Source organism: Aeromonas tecta, from assembly GCF_000820185.1.
GTDB lineage: Bacteria > Pseudomonadota > Gammaproteobacteria > Enterobacterales > Aeromonadaceae > Aeromonas > Aeromonas tecta.
Genome location: NZ_CDCA01000009.1, coordinates 36,700 through 56,316, shown reverse-complemented (window position 1 = coordinate 56,316; position 19,617 = coordinate 36,700). Strand labels below are relative to the sequence as shown.

Annotated in this window: 14 protein-coding genes; 3 read left to right on the top strand and 11 right to left on the bottom strand. The window is 60.8% G+C overall.

Annotated features, from left to right (window positions below; genetic code table 11):
• Positions 1-4: 4 nt before the first annotated feature.
• The gene (locus BN1137_RS01205) at positions 5-1,390 is read right to left on the bottom strand and encodes an ATP-binding protein (protein ID WP_050716877.1); all 1,386 of its coding nucleotides are present in this window, start codon (positions 1,388-1,390) and stop codon (positions 5-7) included.
• 10 nt (positions 1,391-1,400) lie between these two features.
• Positions 1,401-2,123 carry a response regulator gene (locus BN1137_RS01200; protein WP_050716853.1) on the bottom strand — a complete coding sequence of 241 codons (723 nt, stop codon included), beginning with the start codon at positions 2,121-2,123 and terminating at the stop codon, positions 1,401-1,403.
• 200 nt (positions 2,124-2,323) lie between these two features.
• Here BN1137_RS01200 and BN1137_RS01195 point away from each other — a divergent pair, with 200 nt between their 5' ends.
• Positions 2,324-2,665 (top strand): hypothetical protein, encoded by a 342-nt coding sequence (locus tag BN1137_RS01195; RefSeq protein ID WP_050716852.1) that lies wholly within the window; start codon positions 2,324-2,326, stop codon positions 2,663-2,665.
• A gap of 138 nt (positions 2,666-2,803) precedes the next feature.
• Here the strand turns inward: BN1137_RS01195 and BN1137_RS01190 are convergent, their stop codons facing one another.
• The 3 genes from BN1137_RS01190 to BN1137_RS01180 form a co-directional block, all read right to left on the bottom strand.
• The gene (locus BN1137_RS01190; protein WP_050716851.1) at positions 2,804-3,223 is read right to left on the bottom strand and encodes a hypothetical protein; all 420 of its coding nucleotides are present in this window, start codon (positions 3,221-3,223) and stop codon (positions 2,804-2,806) included.
• A gap of 143 nt (positions 3,224-3,366) precedes the next feature.
• Positions 3,367-4,368: a sensor domain-containing diguanylate cyclase gene (locus BN1137_RS01185; protein ID WP_050716850.1), complete on the bottom strand. Its 1,002-nt coding sequence runs from the start codon at positions 4,366-4,368 to the stop codon at positions 3,367-3,369.
• Positions 4,369-4,549: 181 nt separating this feature from the next.
• The gene (locus BN1137_RS01180; RefSeq protein WP_198150573.1) at positions 4,550-5,515 is read right to left on the bottom strand and encodes a helix-turn-helix transcriptional regulator; all 966 of its coding nucleotides are present in this window, start codon (positions 5,513-5,515) and stop codon (positions 4,550-4,552) included.
• A gap of 76 nt (positions 5,516-5,591) precedes the next feature.
• Here BN1137_RS01180 and BN1137_RS01175 point away from each other — a divergent pair, with 76 nt between their 5' ends.
• Positions 5,592-5,990 (top strand): VOC family protein, encoded by a 399-nt coding sequence (locus tag BN1137_RS01175; protein ID WP_050716848.1) that lies wholly within the window; start codon positions 5,592-5,594, stop codon positions 5,988-5,990.
• A gap of 244 nt (positions 5,991-6,234) precedes the next feature.
• On the opposite strand, the gene BN1137_RS01170 is transcribed toward BN1137_RS01175, so the two are convergent.
• Both BN1137_RS01170 and BN1137_RS01165 read right to left on the bottom strand, forming a co-directional pair.
• Positions 6,235-7,416: an SGNH/GDSL hydrolase family protein gene (locus BN1137_RS01170; RefSeq protein WP_198150572.1), complete on the bottom strand. Its 1,182-nt coding sequence runs from the start codon at positions 7,414-7,416 to the stop codon at positions 6,235-6,237.
• Between the two features lie 17 nt (positions 7,417-7,433).
• On the bottom strand, positions 7,434-8,042 hold the full coding sequence (locus BN1137_RS01165) for a TetR/AcrR family transcriptional regulator (RefSeq protein ID WP_050716847.1): 609 nt from the start codon (positions 8,040-8,042) through the stop codon (positions 7,434-7,436).
• Between the two features lie 211 nt (positions 8,043-8,253).
• Between BN1137_RS01165 and BN1137_RS01160 the strand changes: the two genes are divergently transcribed.
• On the top strand, positions 8,254-9,219 hold the full coding sequence (locus tag BN1137_RS01160; RefSeq protein WP_050716846.1) for an alpha/beta fold hydrolase: 966 nt from the start codon (positions 8,254-8,256) through the stop codon (positions 9,217-9,219).
• Positions 9,220-9,520: 301 nt separating this feature from the next.
• Here the strand turns inward: BN1137_RS01160 and BN1137_RS22200 are convergent, their stop codons facing one another.
• The 4 genes from BN1137_RS22200 to recC are packed head-to-tail and all read right to left on the bottom strand — an operon-like array spanning position 9,521 to position 19,366.
• Positions 9,521-10,285 carry a tetratricopeptide repeat protein gene (locus tag BN1137_RS22200; RefSeq protein ID WP_157433570.1) on the bottom strand — a complete coding sequence of 255 codons (765 nt, stop codon included), beginning with the start codon at positions 10,283-10,285 and terminating at the stop codon, positions 9,521-9,523.
• Positions 10,286-10,299: 14 nt separating this feature from the next.
• Complete coding sequence (gene recD, locus BN1137_RS01155) at positions 10,300-12,372, bottom strand: exodeoxyribonuclease V subunit alpha (RefSeq protein ID WP_050716845.1); 2,073 nt, start codon at positions 12,370-12,372, stop codon at positions 10,300-10,302.
• Complete coding sequence (gene recB, locus BN1137_RS01150) at positions 12,369-15,995, bottom strand: exodeoxyribonuclease V subunit beta (protein WP_050716844.1); 3,627 nt, start codon at positions 15,993-15,995, stop codon at positions 12,369-12,371. Before recB ends, recD begins: the two co-directional genes overlap by 4 nt.
• On the bottom strand, positions 15,995-19,366 hold the full coding sequence (gene recC / locus BN1137_RS01145; RefSeq protein WP_050716843.1) for an exodeoxyribonuclease V subunit gamma: 3,372 nt from the start codon (positions 19,364-19,366) through the stop codon (positions 15,995-15,997). The genes recB and recC overlap by 1 nt, the downstream gene beginning before the upstream one ends.
• Between the last annotated feature and the right edge of the window lie 251 nt (positions 19,367-19,617).

Below are 19,617 nucleotides of genomic sequence, written 5' to 3'. Positions count from 1 at the left end.
CACCTCACAGCGGCAGGCTGATCCTCGCCTCCAGCCCGCCTTCTGGCCGGTTATGGAGGCTCAGTTCCCCACCGTGCTGATGCACCAGGGTGCGGGCGATGGCGAGCCCCAACCCCACGCTGCCTGATTCGGTGTTACGGGCCTCGTCGAGTCGCACGAAAGGTTTGAACACATCCTCCAGCCGGCTCTCGTCGATCCCGGGCCCCTGATCGCAGACCCGGATCAGCAGTTCGGCCTCACGGCGCTCCAGTGACACCTCGGCGCTGCCGGCATACTTGATGGCATTGCCGATGAGGTTTTGCAGCACCCTGCGCAGGGTATTGGCACGGCAGGCATAGACCTGTTTGCCCTCGGCCAGACAGGTGACCGGCTGGCCGGTGTCGGCATAGTCGTCGCACAGGCTCTCCAGCAGGCTGACCAGATCCAGCTCCCTGGTCGCCTCCTGCTGTCCCTCTTCCCGGGCGAAACTCAGTGTCGCCGCCAGCATCTGCTCCATCTGTTGCAGGGTCTGCTGGATGCGATCCTTGTCCTCTCCCTCCGCCAGAAACTCGGTGCGCAGGCGCAGGCTGGTGATGGGCGTGCGCAGATCATGAGAGATAGCCGCCAGCATGCGGGTTCTGTCTTGCACGAAGCGAGCGAGCCGGGTGTGCATGCGGTTGAAGGCCTGAATGGACTCCCGGATCTCGGTCGGCCCCTCTTCCCGCAACGGCTCTATGTCCTCACCACGCCCCAACCGATCCGCGTTGGCGGCCAGCAGCTTGAGCGGCAGGGTGGCGCGGCGAAACAACCAGATCATCAGGCCTATTACCAGACTCGCCACCAGGATCAGGTTGAGGGTGGTCTGCCAGGACCAGCTGGCCGACTCCTTGTCTACCAGTGAGCTGAACTGCAGCCAGCCGCCATTGGGCAGTTGAATGGAGCCATAGAGTCGCATGTCCTGGGGCGGTGGCATGCCGCTGCGATCCTTCATCATGCGGTTATGGTGGCGCCAGGCCTGACTACGCTGGAACTCCTGCTTCAGCTCGGCGCTGATCTCCACCGCCAGTTGCGGCGGATAGTCGAGCTTGGCCCGCACCAGCTTCTCGAAGCGGGGGCTACGGTTATCCGGCTGCAGCGGCTCGTCGGAGAGGCGCAACAGCAGGGTCTCGCTGCGGCTCGCCTTGAGGATCTCGTGATATAGCGAAGGGGGCGACAGGGTGAGCAGCCGCACCACAGAGATGATGCGCTGCATGGCGTTGCGGCTGTTGACGTAGCCGAGCGCCTCCTCCCGGTCCGAGCGGTAGATCTGGATGCTGAGCAGCTGGATCAGCACCAGTCCCGCCAGGGCGACCAGCACTATCTGGCCGGTCAGTCCCTTGGGCAACAGGCTGCTGCACAATCGCTTGATCATGGCCACCGGCTCACTCCTGAGTCACGTCGGCGGCAAACAGATAACCGCCGCCCCAGATAGTCTTGATGAGTTCGGGGTTCTTGGGGTCACGCTCCAGCTTGCGGCGCAGTCGGCTCACCAAGGTATCGATGGCGCGATCGAAGGCTACCGCCTCCCGACCGCGGGCCAGATCCAGCAACTGATCCCGACTCAGCACCCGCTGCGGCCGTTCGAGGAAGACCCGCAGCAGATCAAATTCGGCGGTGGAGAGGCTCATCCCCACCCCTTCCTCATCCACCAACTCACGGCGATTGATGTCGAGCAACCAGCGATCGAAGCGCAGATCCCGGGTCAATGCCTCGGGCACCGGCTGGGGCTCGGCCTGGGTGCGGCGCATCACCGCCTTGATACGGGCAAGTAACTCACGGGGATTGAACGGCTTGGCAAGATAGTCATCGGCCCCCATCTCCAGCCCTATGATGCGATCCGTCTCCTCACCCATGGCGGTGAGCATGATGATGGGCAGGCGGGACTTGACCCTGAGCTCGCGGCACAGAGTCAGGCCATCCTCTCCCGGCATCATCAGATCCAGCACCAGCAGGTCAAATTCCCGCTCGTCCAATAGCCGCTTCATCTCCTTGCCATCACGGGCGCAGCTGACACGCATGCCGTGCTGTTCCAGAAAACGCTTCAACAGATCGCGGATCTCGCTGTGATCGTCGACCACCAGAATATGGGGACTGCCTTGGTTCATCACTGCCTCTCCTGATTAGAGCTGGCACGAGTATACGAAAATCGACCGGGTGGATTGTGTCAAAATGTGCCAGAGCGGCAGGATGCCACACTCTGCTACAAAATAGGCTCCAACTGGCAAATTTCAGACAATTCTTCGGCGTTTACTAGGGGTCAAGGCGAACAAGTCGACCCTGAACTCAATCCGAAAGGAGTTACACCATGAAACCACTGACCAAAACCTTCCTGACCGCCACCCTGATCCTCGGCCTGCCGCTGGGTGCCTACGCCGCCAGCGAAGCCGTGACCACGGCCCAGCCCGGTGCTCCGATGATGAGCGACTGCGCCATGAAGGATGGCAAGCACCACGGTGGCCGCCACGACAAGATGGCGCGCATGCAGAACATGACCCCGGAGCAGATGCAGGCTCACCTGCAACAGCGTTACGACAAGATTGAAGACCCGGCCAAGAAGGCCGAATTCGTCAAGAACCTGGAGCTGCGTGCCGATGGCATGACCAAACACGCCGAAGCGATGAAGCAGTTCGCCGAAGCCAACAAGTAAGCGGCGTCGGATCGGCAAGAGGGTGGCCAAGGCCACCCTCTCTCGTTGCGGGCACTAGCTTGCACGAACGCTGCAGTGCTGATCATCGACCACAAAAAAGGGGCCAAGAGGCCCCTTTTTCACGCATGTCGGTCAGACTCACGCCTTGGTGTTGTCAACCAGGTTCAGGGTCTTGACGGTCTCGCCTTCGAACTTGATGACGACGCTCTTCTGAGCGGCTTCGGCATCCTTGAACAGGGTCTTGGAAGTCTCCGCCAGCATGGGGGATACCTTGTTCAGGGCGCTCAAGTCATAGATCCAGACTTCCAGGCCGGCTTCGGTCTTGGTGCTGGCCGGGGCGCCCAGCTTGTCTTTGATGGCCTGCTTGTTGGAGCCGCCTTCCTTGATATCCAGCGCCTTCTTGATCGCTTCGTTGGAGGCGCTGTCCATGGCGGTACCGGCCATCTCCTTGGCGCTGCTGGTGAGGCTGCTGGACACGCTGTCGGTCAGGGAATCCATCAGACCGGCGTGGGCAACCAGCGGCAGTGCAGTCAGGGCAATCAGGAGGATCTTCTTCATTAAGATGTATCTCATGGGAATTAAAGAGCGCGCATCAGACCAGCGTGCCGGGTTGGAGTCAAGATGATCCCAAGGTCAAGCCGCATCCGGGGGGGAGGTAAACGTATCGACGTCAGAAAGGTCTCGGCAATGCGGACTGAGCCCTAGCCACAGAGCTGGTTTTTGCCCGCCAGCTTGGCCTGATAAAGAGCCCTGTCCACCCTCACCATCAGCTGGCTCAGCGCCTCGTCGGGGTGATATTCGATCAGGCCAAAACTCATGGTGATGCACTCTTGTTCCTGCACCCTGGCGTGACTCAGCCGCTGGCGCAGCTTCTCGGCCACCACCAGGGCATCCGACAACGAGGTATTGGGCAGGATCAGCATGAATTCATCCCCTCCCCAGCGGGCGATCAGATCGATCTCGCGGATGCTGTCCCGCGCCAGCCGCACTATCTCGATCAGGGTCTGATCGCCGACCCCATGGCCATGGCGATCGTTGATCCGCTTGAAGTCGTCCACATCCATGGCTATGACGGAGAAGGTCTCCTTGAAGCGCTTGGCACGCTCGGACTCCAGCCTGATGACCTGTTCCAGTCGATAGCGACTGGCCGCCCCGGTCAGAGAATCCGTTTCCGCCAAGCGGCGATTCTCTTCGACCTGGCGTTGCAGCTCCTGGTTGAGCCGCTCCAGTTCGGCGGTGCGCTCGGCGACTTGATGTTCCAGCGTACGATTCTGCAGCTCCAGCCGGACGTATAGCTGTTTCTGGGCGTGAATATCGCGATGCGCCCCTATCATGCGGGCCACGGAACCATCGGGATTGCGGGCGATGATCCGGCCACTGTCCTCAATCCAGACGAAGTCCCCCTCCTTGGTGCGGCAACGATACTCGACCTTGTAGTGAGCGGCCTCGCCACTGAGATAGGCATCGAAGCAGGCCATCACCCGCGCCAGATCGTCCGGATGGATCACGTTCTCCCAGGTAAATACCGTGTTCTCAAGAGAGTGAGGCTCATAACCCAGCATCCGGTACCAGCCGGAGTTGCGATAGACGAAGCCGGTGTTGGCGTTCCAGTCCCAGACCCCTTCACTGATCACCTCGAGGATGCCGTGCACCACCCCTTCGCTGACGTCCGTGATCCTGAGCATTTCCGCATCTTGCAGCATAAAAGACTGTCCTTGTCCTCTCTCCCCATCGCCATGGGGGTGCGATGATTGAGTGTAGAAGCCAGCGCCCGCCTAGGCACGCCCGAGAACGCATCTTATCGACCGACACACCTCGGATCCGCCCCTCCGGTTATCGGTCCAATAAAGATCAATATGAGCAAAACGCCATTCAGGGCAGCGGTCAGGTTGGTGTGGCTTTGAAGCCGGGATGATGCAGGCCGCGGTAGTGGCTGGGAGCCAGGCCGTGCTGGCGCTTGAAGGCGGTGGAGAAGTGGTACTCGTTCTTGAAGCCGCACAGCCTCGCCACCTCCTTGACCGATTCACTGCGGCTGGCCAACAACAACGCGGCCCGTTGCAGCCGCAGCCGTTGCAGCAGCGCCATGGGGGCCAGTGAAAAATGCTGCTGGCAGAGCCGATAGAGTTGACGCTCGGAGAGGTGCAGCGCCCCGGCCATGCGGCCGATGTCCCAACACTCGGCCAGCGTCTCTTTGAGCAGCAACTCGAGGCGCAGGGCCAGCCGCTCGCCGCGCTTCTGCCCTTCCCCTTTTTGCAGCAGGCGGCGCAGATAAAAACCGAGTTGCTCCACCAACAGGGCGCTGAGCAGCGGGTCCTGATGGCGCTCCTGCTCCGCATAGAGGTTCTCGAAGGTATGCAGCAGACCCGTCTGCTGGGAGGTGCAACCCAAGCGGGGGCTGCTGGCGAAGACATCCCAGGGGGAATCTTTGTGCAGCAACAGCCACAGCAGATCCCATTCCCCGCCCGTCTCGGGCAACGGCTCTTCTGCTAACCCCGTCTCTGGTAACCGCGTACCTGGCAACCCCTTCTCTGGTAATCGCGTCTCTGGCAACCACTTCTCTGATAAGCGATAGCAGAGCGGCTGACCCGCCGGGATCAGGGCCCACTCCCCGCGCGGGAGCCTTTCCATGCGATCGCCGACTAGCACCTCCCCCTCACCCCCCAGGGTGATCAGAAAGCAGTGCACATCGGTGAAGCGACGCTCGATACGGTAATGGGTGCGCAGTTGAGAATGGCCCGCCAGCCACACCTGCCCCTGCGCCAATGCAGGCAGCAAGCTGTCGCAGCAGATCTGCTCGCGGCAATCGGGAGAGACTTCAATGATCTCGTGATTGGCAGTTTCAGACATCATCAGGACGGGCTCAGCCATGTCAGACATTTCGGCCAGAGCATAGCATGGCGGGCATCAATTCAAGGAACCAGCCATCATGCACATTCATCACGTCGCCATCTGGGCTCAGGACCTGGACGCACTCAAGGCCTTCTACTGCAAGCTATTTGGCGGGGAGGCGAATGAGGGTTACTACAATCCAGCCAAGCAGTTCTCCTCCTACTTTATCCGCTTCGAAGGGGGCGCCAGTCTGGAGCTGATGCACACCCCCATCCTGTTCCCGGCGGATCTGAGCCTGCCGCACCCACTACAGGGGTTGGCCCATCTCGCCTTCGCCCTCGGCAGTGTGGAGGCGGTGGACAAGATGAGCGCCCGCCTCAAGCTGCTCAAGGGAGCTGACGTAAAACACTTGGACGGCCCGCGTTGGACCGGCGACGGCTATTACGAAAGCACCTTCCTGGACCCCGAAGGCAATCGGCTGGAATTGACCATCTAGCCCATGGAGATCGACACCAGTTGGCCAAAGAACAGACTAGCTGCCCAAGTTAACGCTTTCGGCTCATCCGCAGTGTGTGTGTTCATCCCCTCCTGCATTTGCAGACACAGGTTAGGCAAAGTACTCCCTGTATGCACAGCCGAAGTACAGGCAACGGCCTGGGTAGATGGATATAACGGGTTAGTGTTGAGTGGTAACGCCCCGCGAAATAGTGGGGTCTTTTATACTGCCGGGAAATAAGCAATCAATCAGCCCGGATAACGGTCAGCGGAACTGACTGCGCGACCCGCAGATGCCCTTCACGATTGAGATGAAGATGATCCCCGGAATCATATTGCGCGCTAAGCTGCGAAATGCATTCCGGATCCCGAACAAGCAGGTCGCTGTCAATAACCGCATCAAATTCCCCGCTGGTGCGCATCCAGTGATTCAATTCCTGCCGGACAGCTTCTTTTTCAGGCTGATAAAAGCCCTCAATTCCATACTCACCGGTTCCCCGCAACGGTACCAGGGTTACGCCTGTCATGCGGATATGGTAATCCCGAGCCATCGTCAGTAATTGCCGATAGCCGTTGATAAGCACTGTTGCCGACGGCAGCGGATGTTCCGGATCCAATGCCGTACCCGCCAACCCGATATCATTCAGTCCGACCTGCACGATACAGGCGGTGACACCGGGCTGCTCAAGCACATCACGCCCAAAACGTGACAATGCAGAGATACCGACGCCGTCTTTCAATAACCGGGAGCCCGACTGCCCGGCATTCACCACGGCAATATCTTCGGCAATAAAGCGCTCTGCCAAAAAGTCCGTCCAACGGCCATAGATGTCCATGTCCACGCCGTTACCATCAACCATAGAGTCACCAATAACGACCAGAGTGCTGCCCGCAGATTCCGGCTGAACCTGCACGCTTTCAACCAGAAAACGGGAACTGATTTTCTGGCCGTCGCCGGCCTCTTCCCTGATGGCCTGATTACCCGACTCAAGCAACGAAAAATGACGGGCATCCCAATGGAAGGTATTGACCGGTATTTGTTCCGGCAGATAGGTCCGCAGAGTGATCACCGATAGAGACGGAATAGGCAGTGCAATTTCATCACTGCACAGAATCCCCCCCGCAGGAATTGTCGCGCCTATTTGCCCGTTAAAGGTAATAGGCAGTGCGCGGCATAGATCAGACACGGAAATATAGCTCTCGCCCATGACCAGCGGCTGTTCACCATAACGGTTGGAAAAGATCAGCCGCAGCTTTTGACCGCCCCGGCTGATGCGCAATGTCTGCCGGAGTGTCTGATCCCCATGTATTACCGGTATATCCGACGGAAACGGGAACGCCTCCCCCGATGCCGGCTGAGAGGTCGACAACCAGCTGCATATCCACTCGTCGCGCATTGGCAGGATCGAAGGCACTGAATAGGACATCAGAAATTCTCCTGAAATTAATGCGCGGCCGGTGGGGTCGTCAGGGCATCGAACGTGTGCATGGCGATATCTGTCATTGCCATCAGACGCTCCCGGCTGACGCCATCCCGGGCCTGGATGGAAATCCCGTGAAACAGGGTTGCCACATAATCCCCGAGCGCCTGTATATCGGTGTTTTCTGACAGATCGCCAGACTGAACGCCCTGCCGGATACGTTGCATGATGCCGTCAATCCGCTCCCGGCGGTAACCGGCCAGCCATGCCATGATCTCTTCGTTGTCACGGCCATAGTTGGTCAGTGACAGCACCACCATACAGCCGTGCGGCCGATCGTCTCGGGTGTAGTTTTCAACCGCGTTAACCAGCAGTTGCCTGACAGCCTGGCGGGTGTCCGGTTGTGACAGGGCGGCGTCTGCAAAAGCGCCTTCTTCGGCCAGATAATGCGCTATCGCCTCACGGAAAAGATTTTCCTTTGAGCCGAAGGCGGCATAAATACGGGCAGAAGCAATCCCCAGTGCAGCAACCAGATCAGACAGGGATGTCCCTTCATAGCCCCGCTGCCAGAACACCTCTTTTGCTTTGCGCAATGCCTCTTCACGATCGAACTCTCTTGGTCTTCCGGCCATAACACAGTCTCCGTATCGGTCATTTCAGACAGAGGCTATCAGTTGGTTGTCGATTAACAAAGAATTATTTTTTGTTGATTGACAAAGATTGTACAGCCCTCTTAACCTATTCACTGTTGATCGACAAACAATAGGTGCTATCGCAGCTGACACAGGCTCTGTCTATGGTCTGCTGCGGGTATTTTTTATCAATAATTCAGACGGAAAAGGTATGAACACATCACTCATCAGGGTATTGCTGGCGCTGGTCATGCTGTTCCCATTACATGGCACTGCCATCGCGGCAAATGCACAAAACCCGACAGTGGCATCGGCAACAACGCCGGTTAATGAGGCAGATTTTCAGCATCAGTATGTCAATATTGCGGGACAGAAGATGCATTACGTGACGGCGGGAAAGGGGGAGCCTGTGCTACTGATCCCCGGCTGGCCGCAGACTTGGTATGCATGGCGATACGTGATGACCAGACTCGCAGCCGAAGGCTATATGGCGATAGCGGTTGATCCGCCAGGCACCGGTTATTCCGCACGGCCGAACACGGGTTATGATACCGGGGCGGTGGCAACCACATTGCACAGGATGATGAATCAGCTGGGCCATAAGAAATATTCTGTTGTCGGTCACGACATTGGCATGTGGGTTGGTTATGCGCTGGCGAGTGACTATCCCGCAGACATAAAAAAAATAGCATTAACCGAAGCCGTTATTCCAGGCTTGGCGCCGGCACCGTCCATCTTTGTCGATCCGCAGGAGAATATTTTCCTCTGGCACTTTATGTTTAATCAGGTGCAGGATTTGCCGGAAATGCTGACAGCCGGCAAAGAACGGGAATATCTGACTTTTATTTTTGACCACTGGTCTTATCGTCGTGAGCGCGTCGCCGTACAAACCTATATCGATGCTTATTCTTCACCAGGTGGACTACGTGCAGGATTTTCGTATTACCGGGCGATTCCGCAAACCATCGCGCAGAATAAAAAGCGGGCAGAGAAGAAATTGATGATGCCGGTTCTCGCAATCGGTGCAGATCATGCCACCCGTGATGCACCACAGCAGACGATGCAGGGAAGAGCGGTGAATCTGCAGGGCGCAATGCTCAGTGAATGTGGTCACTTTGTAACGGAAGAGTGCCCGGAGCAGCTAATGACAGTATTGCTGCCGTTTTTGAAAAAATAAATACACCGTTCATTTGCAGGTGATATCCAAACAAGCCTCCTGTTCGGGGGCTTTATTCTTTATGGTCAGAATAAGCAGACCTGTTATTTTTTCACACAGGCTCAGCTTGAGAATTATATTAGTAAAGAATAATCTTTCGACGGAAGCATAATCTCTCCCTTCTCCCCTTGCGGGAGAAGGGCTGTCAGTCGGGGTGGGATATATATTGGTAAGTGTTAAACTTCGTTACGCTCAGCCAAAACCTACAAACATAATACATTGTGACTTAGCCTGCGAGTGCTGATGTGTGGAATGTAAATAACTAGTAATCGATAGTCAGCGATGTAGGCTTATACGATACTCGTACAAAATCTCCATAAGCATATACATTATGTCCAAACCCACACTCTTTCATTTCTGGAGAAGTTTTTATCGATAAAGTTCCACTATTCGCATCACTAAACCTCATGGAAATTTCACAATTCCCCTCCTCACTCTTGAGTTTTATTATCCCTACATCATTTTTCACCGCAACTACTTGGGATATATCACCAATGTTAGGTCCATATGCCATTCCTCTTAGTCCGAAGTAAAGGAGGCTCAATGACACATCATAGTTATTACCTTGCTTCTCTACCGAAGCAACATTCCACCCCCCCAACCCAGCATATTGCCAATAGGTACCTACAATATTACCCCCATTAGTTACAGGTATATTTTCTAGAAGGCCATAGTTGAATTTTGATTTTTTATCATTTGGCGCTAATGACAACCATGCACGAGCCTTGAGGGAATCGCCTTCTTTTATATAAGAAAGGGCTACGTTGTTATATGCAGTGACGATCGCAGCTTTATCCGGTTTTTCAAAGGCATGATTGCACCCTTCGCTCAGTGAAACTTGCTCAATAAAATATTTTCTTGCTTTATCATATTCCTTAATTTGATATAGTTTATTGCCATTTTTGATCACCTCTGGCAACTTCGCACACATATCTTGTTCAATATCGGTGTCAGCCACAGCTGCATTAGGTAAACAATTCGCACCGACATAAACAGCTATCCCCATCCACCTAGCGTTCTTCTTCATGTAATTCCTCATTATCACTCCCCCAACCGCTCCGCCAATCCCGAATACCGCTCGGTCTTTTTCCGTACCGCCTGCGCCAGCAGGGCGCGATCGCCGTAGAGAGCGAGGCGGGCCTTGGCGCGGGTGATGCCGGTGTAGACCAGCTCGCGGGTGAGCAAGGGGCTGGGGCTGTCCGGCAGCACCAGCACTGTGTGGGCAAACTCCGAGCCCTGAGACTTGTGGATGGTCATGGCATAGACGGTCTCGTGAGGGGGCAGGCGGCTTGGCAACAGCGCACGCAGGCTGCCGTCCGGCTGCTCGAACCAGACCTTCAAGCGGCCACTCTGGCCAGATTCGTCACTGTGATCCGGCAGGCAGAGCCCCATGTCGCCGTTGTAGAGGCCAACCCCGTGATCGTTGCGCACCACCATCACCGGGCGGCCGGTGTACCAATCGCCGTCACGCTGGATAAGCCCGGCTCGGGACAGGGCGAGTTCGAGCCGCTGATTCAACCCTTCCACCCCGAAGGGGCCGTCGCGCAGGGCGCAGAGGATCTGGAAGCCGTTGAACGCCTTGAACACGGCGGCGGGATCCTGCCCCTCCCGGGCGGCCTTGAGATAGGCACCATAGCCGGCCACCCCCTGGGCTATCAGCCCCTCGTAGGCCTCGCCGGCCCAGGGATGCAGGCTGATGTCGCTAAAGCCTGCGCCCCAGACAGCCTCCACCGCCGCCGCGTCGCCCGCGTTGCAGGCGCGCGCCAGCTGACCGATACCGGAGTGCTTGTCAAAACGCCAACTCTTGCTGAGCAGGCAGAGGCTGTCGCGCACCGGGGCGCCTGTTGGCGTGCCCTGCAGCCGATAGCCGGTCTGGTGGAAGAGCCAACCCGCCTGATCCAGACTGATGCCCTGAGAGATAAAGCTGCAGATATCGCCGAGCACGGCCCCGGCTTCCACCGAGGCGAGCTGATCCTTGTCACCGAGCAGAATGAGACGTGCAGACTTGGGCAGGGCATCCAGCAGGCGCGCCATCATTGGCAAGTCGACCATGGAGGCCTCATCCACCACCAGCAGGTCCAGGTGCAGCGGGTTGCCTGCATGATGGCGGAACTGGCTACGGCCGGGGATCACCCCGAGCAACCGGTGCAGGGTACCCGCCTCGGTCGGGATCGCCTCCACCACCTCGGGGGCCAGATCCAGCGCCTGCAGGGCCGCGCCTATGCTCTCGGTGAGGCGCGCCGCGGCCTTGCCGGTGGGGGCCACCAGCCGGATGGCCGGGGCCTTGCCCTGTTGCAGACCGGTTTCCACCAGGATCGCCAGCAACTTGGCCACCGTGGTGGTCTTGCCGGTGCCGGGGCCGCCGGAGATCACCGCGAAGGGGCGCGCCGCCGCCGTGGCCGCCGCCAGCTTCTGGCCGTTGCAGCAGAGCGCCTCCGGCACCAGGGCATCCAGCGTACTCAGCTCGCTGGCCGCCTGGGCACTGGCTAGCAGGGCTTCGACCCGGGGCCAATCCACCTCATCCGGGCACACCAGATCCAGATACTTTTCGATGAAATGGCGGACCGAGAAGTCGGAGGCGAGTCGCACCTTGAGCAGAGCGGCAAAGATCTGGCCATAATCGCGGGCAAACAGCCGTGACAGGGCCGGGGCAATGTCCGGCCATTCGGCCCGCTCGCTCAAGGCACGCAGATGGCGGGCTACCCCTTGCTCATGATCGTGATAGCGGGTGAGGTAGAGACGCCCCTGCCACAGTCGCAGCGGCCAGCGCGGCGCTTCCCCCTCGCTCCCCTCCTGACCCACCAGAGGACTCTGGGCAAACAACGCGGGCCAGCGGGCAGGATCGTCAAGATCCTGCAGCAGATCCCGACTCTGATCGGGATCCAACCCGAACGGGCGCCAGGGGCCCTGCGCACTGCCTGAATGGGTCAACAAGTCCAGCGGCAGACAGACGTGACCACGACCCAACTCATAACAGGTGAGCGCGGCACCCAGCACCAGCTCGGGCGAGCCACCGAGATCCGCCACCAGCTTGGCAAATTGCAGATCCAGCTGGCGAATGCGGCCCGCCAGCGCCAATTTCTTCAGTCGTTCGATCATTGCTGCGCCCGTCATGCATCCGCCTTGTTCAATTTTTCTAAACGATCATCATCAGGTGTCATACCTTCACTAAACAATTTGTCCAGTCCCAGCACCAGTTCGCGGCTCGGGCTGGTATGAAACACGCCCCCTTGTGGCATGCCGCGCAGGAACAGATAGAAGACGCCGCCAAAGTGCTGCTCGAAGTCGTAGCCCGGCAGCCGCAAAGAGAGCAAGCGATGCAGCGCGAGGGAATAGAGCTGGTATTGCAGATCGTAGCGATGCTCCCGCATGGCCCGCTCCAGCGCTGGCCAGCCGTAATCCGCCGGGCTCATGCCGAGGTGATTGGATTTGTAGTCGAGCAGATACCAGCGTCCCTGCCACTCGAACACCAGATCGATAAAGCCCTTCAGCATCCCCTGCACGGTGGCAAAGCTTAACGGCTTGTTGTCGGCCGAGAGCGGGTCATGACGCTGGCACAGGGCGGTGAGCGCCGGGGCCGTCACTCGTCCCATGGGCAGGAAGAACTCCAGCTCCGCCTGCTTGCGCTCGGCGCTCAGGTCCCGCAATCGCACCGGCTCGCCAAAGCCGGTATCGAGCGGGGTATCCAGCACCGCCTCCACCTGCTGTTGCAATACCGGGGCCCAGCTCTCGTCGAAGCCGTCTTGGGCCAGCAGGGCGGCGATATGGGAACATAGCTCCTCGCCCTGTGCCCGCTGGAAGTCGATGGTCTCGAACAGGCTGTGCAGCAGGGTGCCGGGGCGGGCGCCCTTGGGGAAGCTGAAGATGGAGGGCTCTAACGCCGCGCTCTCGCTCACACTCTGCCCCGCCTCTGCCAGCACGCTGGCCGTGGCCTCCGGCGCCACTTCATCATCGAAGCCGGGGTTGGCCAGCACCCCCTTGCTGTGGCCGTTTCCTTGCGCCGCGAGCCCGGAGTAGGAGCTGATCCACCAGTCCCGCTCCAACCTGCCGCCAAAATGGCGCACCAGGGGCTCCCCCGGTTGCTCTTCTTCCGGTGGCAACGGGGCCGGCCGGGTGAGCGAGGGCTCACCGACTGCGACGCCAGGCAGCGCCTGGGCAAGCTCCTGCAGCGCCGTGGCGAGGGTACTGGCATCCCCCGCCTCCCCTTTTTGCAGCAGATAACCGATGGCGGTGTGGTGCAAGTCGGTCTGCTCCGATTTGCCATTGCCGGATCGCACCGGCGCCAGCCCGAGCCAGGTGGCATAGACACCCCGGGTCAGCGCCACATAGAGCAGCCGCAAGTCTTCGGCGAGCCGCTCCTTGTCGGCCTCAGCCAGCGACGCCTCGCTCTCGGTGAGATCCAGTACGCTGCGGTTGTGCTCGCCGTCCACCTCGTGGAACAGCGGCGTCTCGGCGGCGCGGTGGCTGCAGATGAAGGGCAGGAACACCAGCGGGTACTCCAGCCCCTTGGATTTATGGATGGTGACTATCTGCACCAGCTTGCGCTCGGACTCCAGCCGCAGTACCTGCTCCGCTACCTGGCCGTTGGGGCGGCTCACCGCCTCCCCCAGCCAGCGCAGCAGGGCATACTCGCCATCCAGCTCGCCGCTCGCCTGTTGCAGCAGCTCCGCCAGATGCAGGTAGTTGGTCAGCCGCCGTTCCCCATAGGGGCTCGCCAGCAGGGAGGAGGCGAGATTGCGCCGGTGCAACAGGGCGCGCAGCATGGCCAGCACGCCGCGGCGGTGCCAGGTCTTGCGGTACTCCATAAACTCTTGCACCGTGCTCTCCCAGGCGCGCTCGTCCGAGGCCAGGGTATCGAGCGCCCTGGCATCGAGATCGAACAGGCCGGTGGCCAGCGCCGCCCGCAGGCTGCGCTCCTCACTCGGGTTCTGACAGGCGTGCAGGATCAGCAGGATCTCCCGCGCCTCCACCTGGGCCAGCACGCTCTCGCGATTGGACAGGTAGACGGAGGCGATGGCGAGACGCGCCAGCTCTTGCTGCACCAGCCGCCCCTCGGCGCCGGTGCGCACCAGCACCGCAATATCCCCCGCCTTGACCGGCGGCTCGCCCAGGGTAGCCCGGCCATCCCGGGCCAGACTGAGCAGCCGATGGATCTCTGCCGCCGTAGCGCGGGCCAGCTTGCTCTGGTAGTCACCCTTGTTGAAGGTCGGCTGGCCACTGAGCTGCCAGCAATGCAGCACAGGGGCGGGCTGGCCATCGAGCTGCAATGCCTTGCTCTTGCCCTGCGCCTCGACCGGCAAGAAGGGAATGTCAGCCTCATAGATAAAGGGATCTTCCGCCCGCTCGAACAGGCCGTTGACCGCAGTCACCAGGGCGGCACTTGAGCGGTAGTTGCGGCCAAGGCTGTAGTGGGCGCTCACATTTCGCCGCGCCTGGATGTAGGTGAAGATATCGGCGCCGCGAAAACCGTAGATGGCCTGCTTGGGGTCACCGATCATCAGCAGCGCAGTATCCTGTTTTCCGCCATAGAGACGGTGGAAGATGCGGTATTGCTGGGGATCGGTGTCCTGGAACTCATCGATCATGGCGACCCGGTAGCTGGCGCGAATGCGCTCGCACAATCGATCGCCAAGCTGGGAGCCGAGCGCGCCGTCGAGATCCCGTAGCAGATCGTCAAACGACAGCTGATGAGCCTGGCGCTTGCCGAGCTGCATCCGCTCGCGCACCACTCGCGCAGCCCGCTGCAAGATGAGATCCCGGATGCCGGGGCGGCTCGCCAACAGATCGTCGATATGAGTGAACAGCGGCAGGGTCGGCGGCGTCTTGCCCTTGCTCAGCTTGGCCTCCAGCGTCTCCTGGCCGAAGCGCTCCAGTTCCTTGGGCAGTGCGTAGCCAGTGCTGGGGTCCTGGGCCCAATCGCTTATCTTGCCGAGCCAGCCTTCGTAGTTCTTGCCGGTGTAGAGCTTGATCTGGCCCTCGGTCTGGCGGCGGATCTCGTCCAGCTGGGCCAGCCACTGCCCCTTGATGGCTTCGATACGCGCCATCGCTTCCCGATGGCGCTCGATCAGCGTCTCGCCCCCCAGGGTGGGGCGGATCTCCAGCTCGCTGTTGTCCAGCCAGCCGCTCATATCCCGCAGCAGGGCGGCGGGGCTCGGCCACTGCTGGCGCACGGCGCGAGCCAGCGCCTCGTCCACTGGATAGAATTCGGCGCGCCAGTAGTCACTCACCGCCTGCAGTCGGAGCTGGCTGTCGTCGGTCAAAAATTCGGTTTCGAACAGGGCGCCCGACTCGAAGGCGTTCTGTTTGAGCATCCGCTGGCAGAAGCCGTGAATGGTGAACACCGCCGCCTCGTCCATCTGCCGCTCGGCGGCGAGCAACCGGCTGGCCGCCAGGGCATGATCCTCGACCTCCGCCAGCAGACCCGCGAGCAGGGGATCCTGGCTCTCGCCCCGCAGGAAGGCGAGCCGCGCCTCGTGAATGCGAGCTCGAATGCGGCCGCGCAGTTCGGCGGTGGCCGCCTCGGTGAAGGTCACCACCAGGATCTCGGTCACCGACAGCGGCCGCTCGTGGGCGCTGGGCTGACCGGCATCGACCCCCTCTTCAATCAGCGGGCCGTGGCCCAGCAGCAGGCGCAGATAGAGGCCGGCGATGGTGTAGGTCTTGCCGGTACCGGCGGAGGCCTCGATCAGGCGCTCACCGTGGAGGGGAAAACGCAGGGTATTGAGCGGGTTGGCCATTATGGGAGCGCCTCCAGGCTGTTGTGCAGCGGCGTCAGGTGTTCGCGGGCCAGGGCCCGCAGCTGGGTCAGCACCTCATCGTTGAGCTCGGGGAAGCAGCGGGCGACGTAGACGTCTTCCCCTTCCCCCGTCACCATGTAGCCGCCGTTGAAACGGGCAAGGGCCAGCTTGTCGGCGGCATCCGGCTTGTCGGGATCCTTCTCCATCGCCTTGAGCCATTCCCAGGCGGTGTTCGGGAAGAACGGCAGCGGCCGCTTCATCCCCTGCTGCCAGAGCGCCACCAGCGCCGCCAGTTTGGGGCGCGCCTCGTCGGCGGACAGCACCGGCAGCCGCCAGCTCTGCTTGGCGTCGAACAGCAGGGTGTCGCCGGGGGAATCGCTCAGGCAGAGGCAGAGGTGTTGCACCCAGCCCAGCAACAGATCCTTGCCGTTGAAGCTGCCGGGTTTGATCACCAAAGCCCGGCCCTTCTGGGTATCGATCCAGCCCTGCAGCTGACCCTGGGCCAGGGCGATGTCGATCTCCACCGCCCGTTTTTCATCCTCCCCCTCGCCGGCAATCCAGGGCCGCAGCCGCGCGGCCAGGCCGCCCATCTGCTCGTCCAGATCGTCCAGCAGCAGGTTGCCGAACCAGCCTTGTGGCAGCTGGCCGCTGAGCCGCAACCGCTCGCGCCGCACGTCACTGCTGCCCTCGTCGAGGTGGGCATCCAGCAGCAGGGCTTTGAGCTGATAATGTTGCAGGCCATCCAGTTCGAACGGCTCGCTGTCCTCTATGTTCGCCTCGTTGAGTTCGAACCACACCTTGAGGCGGCGATTGAGGAAGTACCTGGCGGGCTGACGATAGAAGCGCAGCAGCTCGGCCAGCTCCAGCCCCTGCTCCTTGCCCCATTCGGGCGGTAACGGGAGCTCGCCGCTCTGGAAGTTGCTCGCCCCCGGCACGGGATTGAGGGCCGGCAGCCAGTCGGCGGCATAGGTGAACAGCCGCGACCCCGGCTCGGGATAGAAGTAGCTGTGGCTGTAAGGGGTGAGCGGGTGTTCGATGATCAGGTGTTTGAGCAGCCGCTCCCCCGAGGTCTCGTCATCGAGCGCCTCGTCCCCCGCCAGCACGAAGCCCTGGCGCACATAGTCGATGAGCTCCGCCAGCAACACGGAGGGTACCTTCTCGCTGTTGTCTTCGGCGCTGAACCCCTGATAGCTGATATAGAGCCCCTGCTGGGCGCTGAGCAGCGCCTCGAGGAAGAGGTAGCGGTCATCGTCCCGCCGGGATCGATCGCCGCGCCGGGAGGCTACCGCCATCAGATCGAAGCCCATGGGGGCCAGAGTGCGCGGGTAGACGCCGTCGTTCATGCCGAGCAGGCAGACCTGGCGGAAGGGGATGGAGCGCATCGGCATAAGGGTGCAGAAGTTGACTTGACCGGCGAGGAAGCGCTGGCTGGAGCGCGACTCCCCCAGCACGCTGCCGAGGTAATCCCGTAGCAGCTCGGGGCTGATGGGCTGCTCGAAACGCGCCTCGGCCAGCCCCCCTTGCCAGTCCGCAAGGGCAGTGCGGATGAGCTGCAGCAGCCGCTCTTCGTCCTCATCGGCGAGGTAGAAGCGCTCGAGCAGCGCGTTGAGACAGGCGACCCAGTCCCCCAGGCGCTGTGGCTGTTGCAGCCGCGGCAGAAATTCGGCGAGGGAATCCACAAACCAGGCCAGCTTGCCGAGGGCCAGCCCTTGCTGACCCTCGATGTCAGCGTAAGGCAGTATGCCGTCCACCGGCTCCCCGTCTCCCATGGCGAAGCCGAGCAACATGCGACGCAGGCCGAACAGCCAGCTGTTGCCGGACAGCGGCGGCAGCGCGAAGCGGGTGGGATAGGCATCGTCCAGCCCCCAGCGGATGCCGGTCTCCTGCACCCAGCGCCGCAGCTGGTTGAACTCGTCGTCATCGAGCTCGAAGCGGCGTAGTACGGCGGGCACCTCCAGGATGGCGAGCAGCTCCCCCGCACCGAAGCGGGCGTTCGGCAGCCCGAGCAGAGCGAGAAAGCTTTGCAACAACGGGCTCTCCTGGCTGGCGGCCCTGTCCGACACGGCGAAGGGGATGTGCCCGCGCGCCCCCGGCTTCTCCTTGCCGAAGACCGCCTGGATATAGGGGCCGTAGCTGTTCACGTCCGGCATCATCACCACCACGTCTTTCGGGGTGAGGCTGGAGTCTTGCTCGAACAGCGCCAGCAGCCGATCGTGCAGCACCTCCAGCTCGCGCATGGGGCCGTGGCAGGCGTGGATCTGCAGGGATCCATCCGCCGGATTGATGGGGCTCTTGTGATGGCTGCTGTCCAGTTCGAACTGACCCTCCCCTCGGGATCCCAGCTCCAGCACGTCCTTCTGGATGCAATGCAGCAGGCTGGTTTCGTCGATATCGACGAAGGCCTCTATCTGCGGCACCTCCAGCTCCATCAGCTGGTGCAGATAGTCCCGCCCCAGCTTGCCCATGGAGGCGAGCAGCGGGTTGGCCGGGCCCTGCAACGCCTCGATATCGGTGCCGGGCTTGAGTTTGTTGGCCAATCTGGCGAGGGTCTTCCTGTCCAGCAGATCCCCCCAGTAGTAGCGGCAGGGGTTGGTGACGAACAGATGCACCTCCACCTCGTCCCGGCTGCCGAGGGCCAGCAGTGCCTCCACGTAGCGCGGCGGCAGCGCCGAGATGCCGAACACGAACACCCGCCGGGGCAGCTTGCCCGGCAGATCCCGGGTGCGCGCCAGCTCGTGGATAAATTCCTCGTAGAGGTTGGCTCTGTGATAGCCGCTGGGCGCGAGCACCAGGGTGCGGGCCACCAGCTCGCGCCACAGCTCTGGCTGCCAGTCCTGGCCGCTCACCTCCGCCAGCTCCTGGCGGCCGGTGCCGACCAGACCCTCCCCCTCTTCCCAGCGGGCGATCCAGTCCGGCCGGTAGACCAGATACTGGTCGAACAGATCCGCGACCTTCTGGCACAGCTGCCAGAGCCGCACCTGGTCCGGTTCGGACGGCTGATCTTCAGCTCGCCGATCGGCGCCCCCCAGATAGGCGGCCAGGGGTGCGAAGGCAGGTCTGTCCAGCAGGGCCGGCAATATGGTCATCAGCTGCCAGCTCATGGCCCCCTTGTTGTAGGGGCTTATGCAAGGCACATCCGCCAGCACCTGGGTAAACATCTCCCAGATGAAGCTGGCGGGCAGGGGAAAGTCGATGTTGGCGGCGATGCCGAATGCCTTGGCCAGCTCCAGCTTGAGCCACTGGGCCATGCCCGGGCTCTGCACCAGGATCTGCTCCCGCTCGAAGGGGTGGGCGAGCGGCGTCTGCCGGATGCGATCCACCAGCAACTCTTTGAGCAGATCCAGCTGATTGGAGTGGTAGAGAGTAAACATAATCAACTCCCGCAGATTCAAAAGATGGGGTGGCAGAGGGTAAACATGGGCAAGTCCCGCCAATTCAACGATGCAAGGGATGAGGTGAGGGGGCAAACAGCAATGACCGCCGTCACGTCGCACGAAATGGGATTGTCAGGGATCGGGGGGGAAGATGCAAAAGGCGCTTGTCGGCGGGGATCACAGCCTCATCAAGGACGGAGCCTGAGGGCGGCAAAAGGCAGCCAATAAAAAGGCCGGTGCAGTTGCAC